The sequence below is a fragment of the Collimonas silvisoli genome, assembly GCF_018305005.1.
In the GTDB taxonomy this organism is placed as follows: Bacteria; Pseudomonadota; Gammaproteobacteria; order Burkholderiales; family Burkholderiaceae_D; genus Collimonas; species Collimonas silvisoli.
On record NZ_JAGQEG010000177.1, the window covers coordinates 1 to 4,600 of the forward strand.

The window sequence follows — 4,600 nt, forward strand, 5'->3', positions numbered from 1 at the left end:
AAAATCGAGCAACAGCCGAACATGCGGGTGATGCTGACCCGCGACGCCGATTTTTTCGTGCCGCTCGGCGTGCGCGTGCAAAAAGCCAGGAAGGTGCAGGCCGACCTGTTCGTCTCGATCCATGCCGACGCCTTTGTGACACCGACCGCGCGCGGTTCCTCAGTGTTTGCCTTATCGGAAAAAGGCGCCAGCTCGACCGCTGCGCGCTGGCTGGCCAACAAGGAAAACTCGGCCGACGATATCGGCGGCATCAACATCAGAAGCCATGATCGCCAACTGGCCAGCGTGCTGCTGGATTTGTCGACCACGGCGCAAATCAATGACAGCATGAAACTCGGCAGCGCAGTCTTGAGTGAAATCGGCGGCATCAACAAGCTGCACAAGGGTGCGGTGGAACAAGCCGGTTTTGCAGTGCTGAAAGCGCCGGACATCCCCAGCATCCTGATTGAAACCGCCTTCATTTCCAATCCGGAAGAAGAAGCCAGGCTGACCGACAACGCTTATCAGGATCAAATGGCGGATGCGGTACTGAAAGGGATCAAGAAGTATTTTGCCCACAATCCGCCGCTGGCAAGGAATCGCTTGACCTGAGCCGCGGCTTAAGACGACATACTCTTGAAACGATAAGGGCGCACTGCAAAACCTTGCAGCGCGCCCTGTGTTATTTAGCGTCGGCGGTACTTATGCGCCGCGCATTTTCCTATAGAACTTCCACATCCCGCCCAGCGCCACCGGCACCACCGCTGCGCCAACCCCGATCAACACAATCGTGTTCAGGTGATCGCGGATGACAGGAATATTGCCGAAGAAATAACCGGCCGAAACCAGGCCGACCACCCATAGCAAGGCGCCGGTGATATTGAAGAACTGGAATTTGGAGAAAGTCATTTCGGACACGCCGGCCACAAACGGCGCGAAAGTCCGCACGATAGGCACGAAACGCGACAGGATGATGGTCTTGCCGCCGTGATGCTCATAAAAAGCATGAGTCTTTTGCAAGGCATTCTTGTCCAGCCATCGATAATCGTGGGTATAGACCTTATGCCCGATCAGGCTGCCTATCCAATAGTTCAGCGTATTGCCGGTGGTGGCTGCAATAATCAGCAAACCCATCAGCGCCCAGATGTTCATCTCGCCGCTTGCGCAAAACGCGCCGCCGATAAACAGCAGCGTATCACCGGGCAAAAACGGCAGCACCACCAGGCCGGTTTCGCAAAAAACGATCAGGAACAGCACCATGTAGATCAGGCTGCCATATTCCTTAATCAGGAAGCCAAGAGATTTATCGACATGCAGGATGATGTCGACGAATTGCATAAAGTCCATAATTTTTCCTCAGGTAGCGCCGGAATAATACACTACCCAAGATGGCAAAAAGCCAGATCCGGCAATTGTTTGTGCCGGCGACGGCGCCCCTGGCTGGCGCTAACTCCTGCAGCGGCCTTGTGCTTCGGTATAATCGCCGCATGAATGCACCGCTCTCCCCCCCCCGCGCTATCCAGCAACTGCCAGACAACCTGATTTCGCAAATTGCGGCAGGCGAAGTGGTCGAACGGCCGTCCGCCGTAGTCAAGGAACTACTGGAAAATGCGCTGGATGCCGGCGCTACCCAAATCACCGTGCGGCTGGAACAAGGCGGCGTCAAACGCATCGCCATCACCGATAACGGCCGCGGCATCGCACCGGAACAACTGCCGTTGGCGCTGGCGCGTCACGCGACTTCAAAAATCAGTTCGCTGCATGATCTGGAAAATGTCGCCACGCTGGGGTTCCGTGGCGAAGCGCTGGCGTCTATCGCTTCGGTGTCGCAACTGACGCTGACCTCACGCACCGCCGACGCCGGCCACGCCTCGGAAATCGACGGCAGCACGCTGGCCGTGACGCCATCGTCCGGCGCCCAAGGCACCACCGTCGACGTCCAGGATCTGTATTTCAATACGCCGGCCAGACGCAAGTTTCTCAAATCGGACCAGACCGAGTTCGGCCATTGCGCCGAAGTAGTGCGGCGTATTGCGCTGGCACGGCCGGATGTGTCTTTTTCGCTGACGCATAACGGCAAGACCGTCGACCACTGGAATATCACCGAGATCGCCAAACGCAGCGCCAGCATTCTCGGCAACGAATTTGCCAATGCCCGCCTGGCGCTGGATGAAGCCGCCGGACCGCTGCGCTTGCACGGTTTTGTCGGCTTGCCGACCGCCTCCAAGGCGCGTGCCGACGCCCAGTATTTCTACGTCAACGGCCGCTTCGTGCGCGACAAATTGCTGGTGCATGCGGTACGCGCCGCTTATCAGGACGTGCTGCATGGCGACCGCTACCCGTCGTATGTATTAGGACTGGACCTGGACCCAGCGCTGGTCGACGTCAATGTGCACCCATCGAAAATCGAAGTACGCTTCCGCGACAGCCGCGCGGTTCACCAGTTTGTATTTCATGCCGTCAGCCGCGCCCTGGCGCAGACCTCCGCCACCTCGTTCGGTGCGACGCCTGCGCCATTGCCATCACCCAGCGGCGCGATGCCGTGGATACGGGGCTCGCAAGAGCATCTGCAAGCGATCCTGCAACCCAACCTGCAAGTGCCGCAGCAGCAAACTTCATTCGGGCCGCAGTTTGCACCCGCCACCAATGGCGTGGCGCAAACCACGGCCAATTACGGCGCGCTGTTTGCCGGCAATGAGCGCCCCGCCAACGGTGGCGCTGCCAGCTACCCGGCAGCACCGCAAGCTGCCAGCCAATCGCTGCCGAGCGACGACTTCCCGCTCGGCTTCGCGCTGGCTCAGTTGCACGGCATTTATATACTCGCGCAAAATACCAAGGGCCTGGTGCTGGTCGACATGCACGCGGCCCACGAGCGGATTCTGTACGAACAACTGAAAGGCGCGCTGGATGAGGACGCGATGCAAGTGCAGCCGCTGCTGATCCCGGTCACTTTCTTTGCCGATGCGGTGGAAGTCGGCACCGCTGAAGAAAATCAAGAAACCCTGCAAGCGCTGGGTTTCGATATCGCCGCGATCTCGCCCACCACGCTGGCCGTGCGCTCGGTCCCGGCACTGCTGAAAAACGCCGACGCGCAGACGCTGGCGCGCGATGTGTTGCGCGACGTGCGCGAATTCGGCGGCTCGCGGGTCTTGGTCGAGCGTCGTAATGAACTGCTCGGCACCCTGGCCTGCCATACCGCCGTGCGCGCCAACCGCAGTCTGTCGGCGCCGGAAATGAACGCCTTGCTGCGGCAAATGGAAGCCACCGAACGCGCCGACCAGTGCAATCACGGCCGCCCCACCTGGAGTCAGCTGGCGCTGTCGGATCTGGATAAATTATTCTTGCGTGGCCAATAGGACAATACCAGCAGCATGTCATCACAATCTGCACCATCCACAGCCAAGCCGCTGGTGATCGCCATCATGGGGCCAACCGCTTCCGGCAAAACCGCCGCCGCGCTGGAAATCGCACGCCATATTCCTTCTGAAATCATCTCGGTCGATTCGGCCCTGGTGTATCGCGGCATGGACATCGGCACCGCCAAGCCCAGCCGCAGCGAACTGGCCGCAGCGCCGCACCACCTTATCGACATCATGGAGCCGACGCAATCCTATTCAGCCATGCAATTCCGCGACGACGCACTGCGCCTATCGGCTGATATCCATGCACGCGGCAAACTAGTGCTGATGGTCGGCGGCACCATGCTGTATTTCAAGGCCCTGCGCGATGGCCTCGACGCCTTGCCGCAAGCCGATCCGCAGCTGCGCGCCAGGCTGGATGCCGAAGCCGCCCTGATCGGCGTACCCGGCATGCACGCCAAACTGGCGCAGCTCGACCCGGTCACCGCCGCCCGCCTGAAACCCAACGACAGCCAGCGCATCCAGCGCGCTCTCGAAATCATCGAACTGAGCGGCCAGACCATGTCCTCGCTGCTGACCGACCGGCCGGCGCCGGAACTGCCGTTCGATATCCTGCCGATAGCCTTGGAGCCGTCGGATCGCAGCATATTGCATGAGCGGATCGCCCGGCGCTTCGATCTGATGCTAGATTTACAAAGCGGCGGCTTGATACGAGAAGTAGAGGAACTGCGCGCCCGCGGCGACCTGCACCTCGGCCTGCCGTCGATGCGTTGCGTCGGCTATCGCCAAACCTGGGAGTACAAACGCCAGTTGACCTGGCTACGCTCGATGCCGGAGCGGATCGTGATTGACTGTATCGGCGAACATGTTGCCGATACCGTGCTAGCGACGGTAACAACCGCCCTGAAACAGCGATAACGCCACAAAATTGCCCTTGAAAAGCATCGCAAACCTGTTTTTCTTGACAGGATTTAGCGAAATGCTTCATAATTTACGGCTTCATTGGTGATATAGCTCAGTTGGTTAGAGCACAGCACTCATAATGCTGGGGTCGGTGGTTCAAGTCCACCTATCACCACCAAGAACACGTTTGAAGAAGTCCAGTAACGTACAATAACCCGCCTCTAGCCTTGTGCTGATGCGGGTTTTTTGTTTGCTGAGCGGTTTTCGCATCCATTGACATCCGATTTCTTGGGCTGTACAGGCGTAAAAAAAAGCCCGCCAACCTTGCGGCTGCGGGCTAAATCCAAAACTTAGGGAGA

At 58.8% G+C, this 4,600-nt stretch carries 5 protein-coding genes and 1 tRNA gene; 4 read left to right on the forward strand and 2 right to left on the reverse strand.

Features of this window, described 5'->3' with window-relative positions:
• Positions 1–591: N-acetylmuramoyl-L-alanine amidase (locus KHU33_RS25420; protein WP_211468224.1), on the forward strand; the 591-nt coding region annotated here is incomplete at its 5' end.
• A gap of 90 nt (positions 592–681) precedes the next feature.
• On the opposite strand, the gene KHU33_RS25425 is transcribed toward KHU33_RS25420, so the two are convergent.
• Positions 682–1,326, reverse strand: a complete 645-nt coding sequence (locus KHU33_RS25425) for a VTT domain-containing protein (RefSeq protein ID WP_211468226.1) — start codon at positions 1,324–1,326, stop codon at positions 682–684.
• 140 nt (positions 1,327–1,466) lie between these two features.
• On the opposite strand from KHU33_RS25425, the gene mutL reads away from it, so the two are divergent.
• The 3 genes from mutL to KHU33_RS25440 all read left to right on the forward strand — a co-directional run bounded on the left by mutL (position 1,467) and on the right by KHU33_RS25440 (position 4,419).
• Positions 1,467–3,335, forward strand: coding sequence for a DNA mismatch repair endonuclease MutL (gene mutL / locus KHU33_RS25430; protein ID WP_211468228.1), 1,869 nt, complete (start codon positions 1,467–1,469; stop codon positions 3,333–3,335).
• A gap of 15 nt (positions 3,336–3,350) precedes the next feature.
• Positions 3,351–4,256, forward strand: coding sequence for a tRNA (adenosine(37)-N6)-dimethylallyltransferase MiaA (gene miaA, locus KHU33_RS25435; protein WP_211468231.1), 906 nt, complete (start codon positions 3,351–3,353; stop codon positions 4,254–4,256).
• Positions 4,257–4,342: 86 nt separating this feature from the next.
• A tRNA-Met gene (locus KHU33_RS25440) sits at positions 4,343–4,419 on the forward strand.
• On the opposite strand, the gene KHU33_RS25445 is transcribed toward KHU33_RS25440, so the two are convergent.
• Positions 4,398–4,600: hypothetical protein (locus tag KHU33_RS25445; protein ID WP_211468233.1), on the reverse strand; the 203-nt coding region annotated here is incomplete at its 5' end. The genes KHU33_RS25440 and KHU33_RS25445 overlap by 22 nt on opposite strands.

What these genes read in the sequence shown, in the direction of transcription:
- KHU33_RS25425 (WP_211468226.1), bottom strand. Translation starts at nt 1,326, where the DNA reads ATGGACTTTATGCAATTCGTCGACATCATCCTGCATGTCGATAAATCT.
- mutL (WP_211468228.1), top strand. Translation starts at nt 1,467, where the DNA reads ATGAATGCACCGCTCTCCCCCCCCCGCGCTATCCAGCAACTGCCAGAC.
- miaA (WP_211468231.1), top strand. Translation starts at nt 3,351, where the DNA reads ATGTCATCACAATCTGCACCATCCACAGCCAAGCCGCTGGTGATCGCC.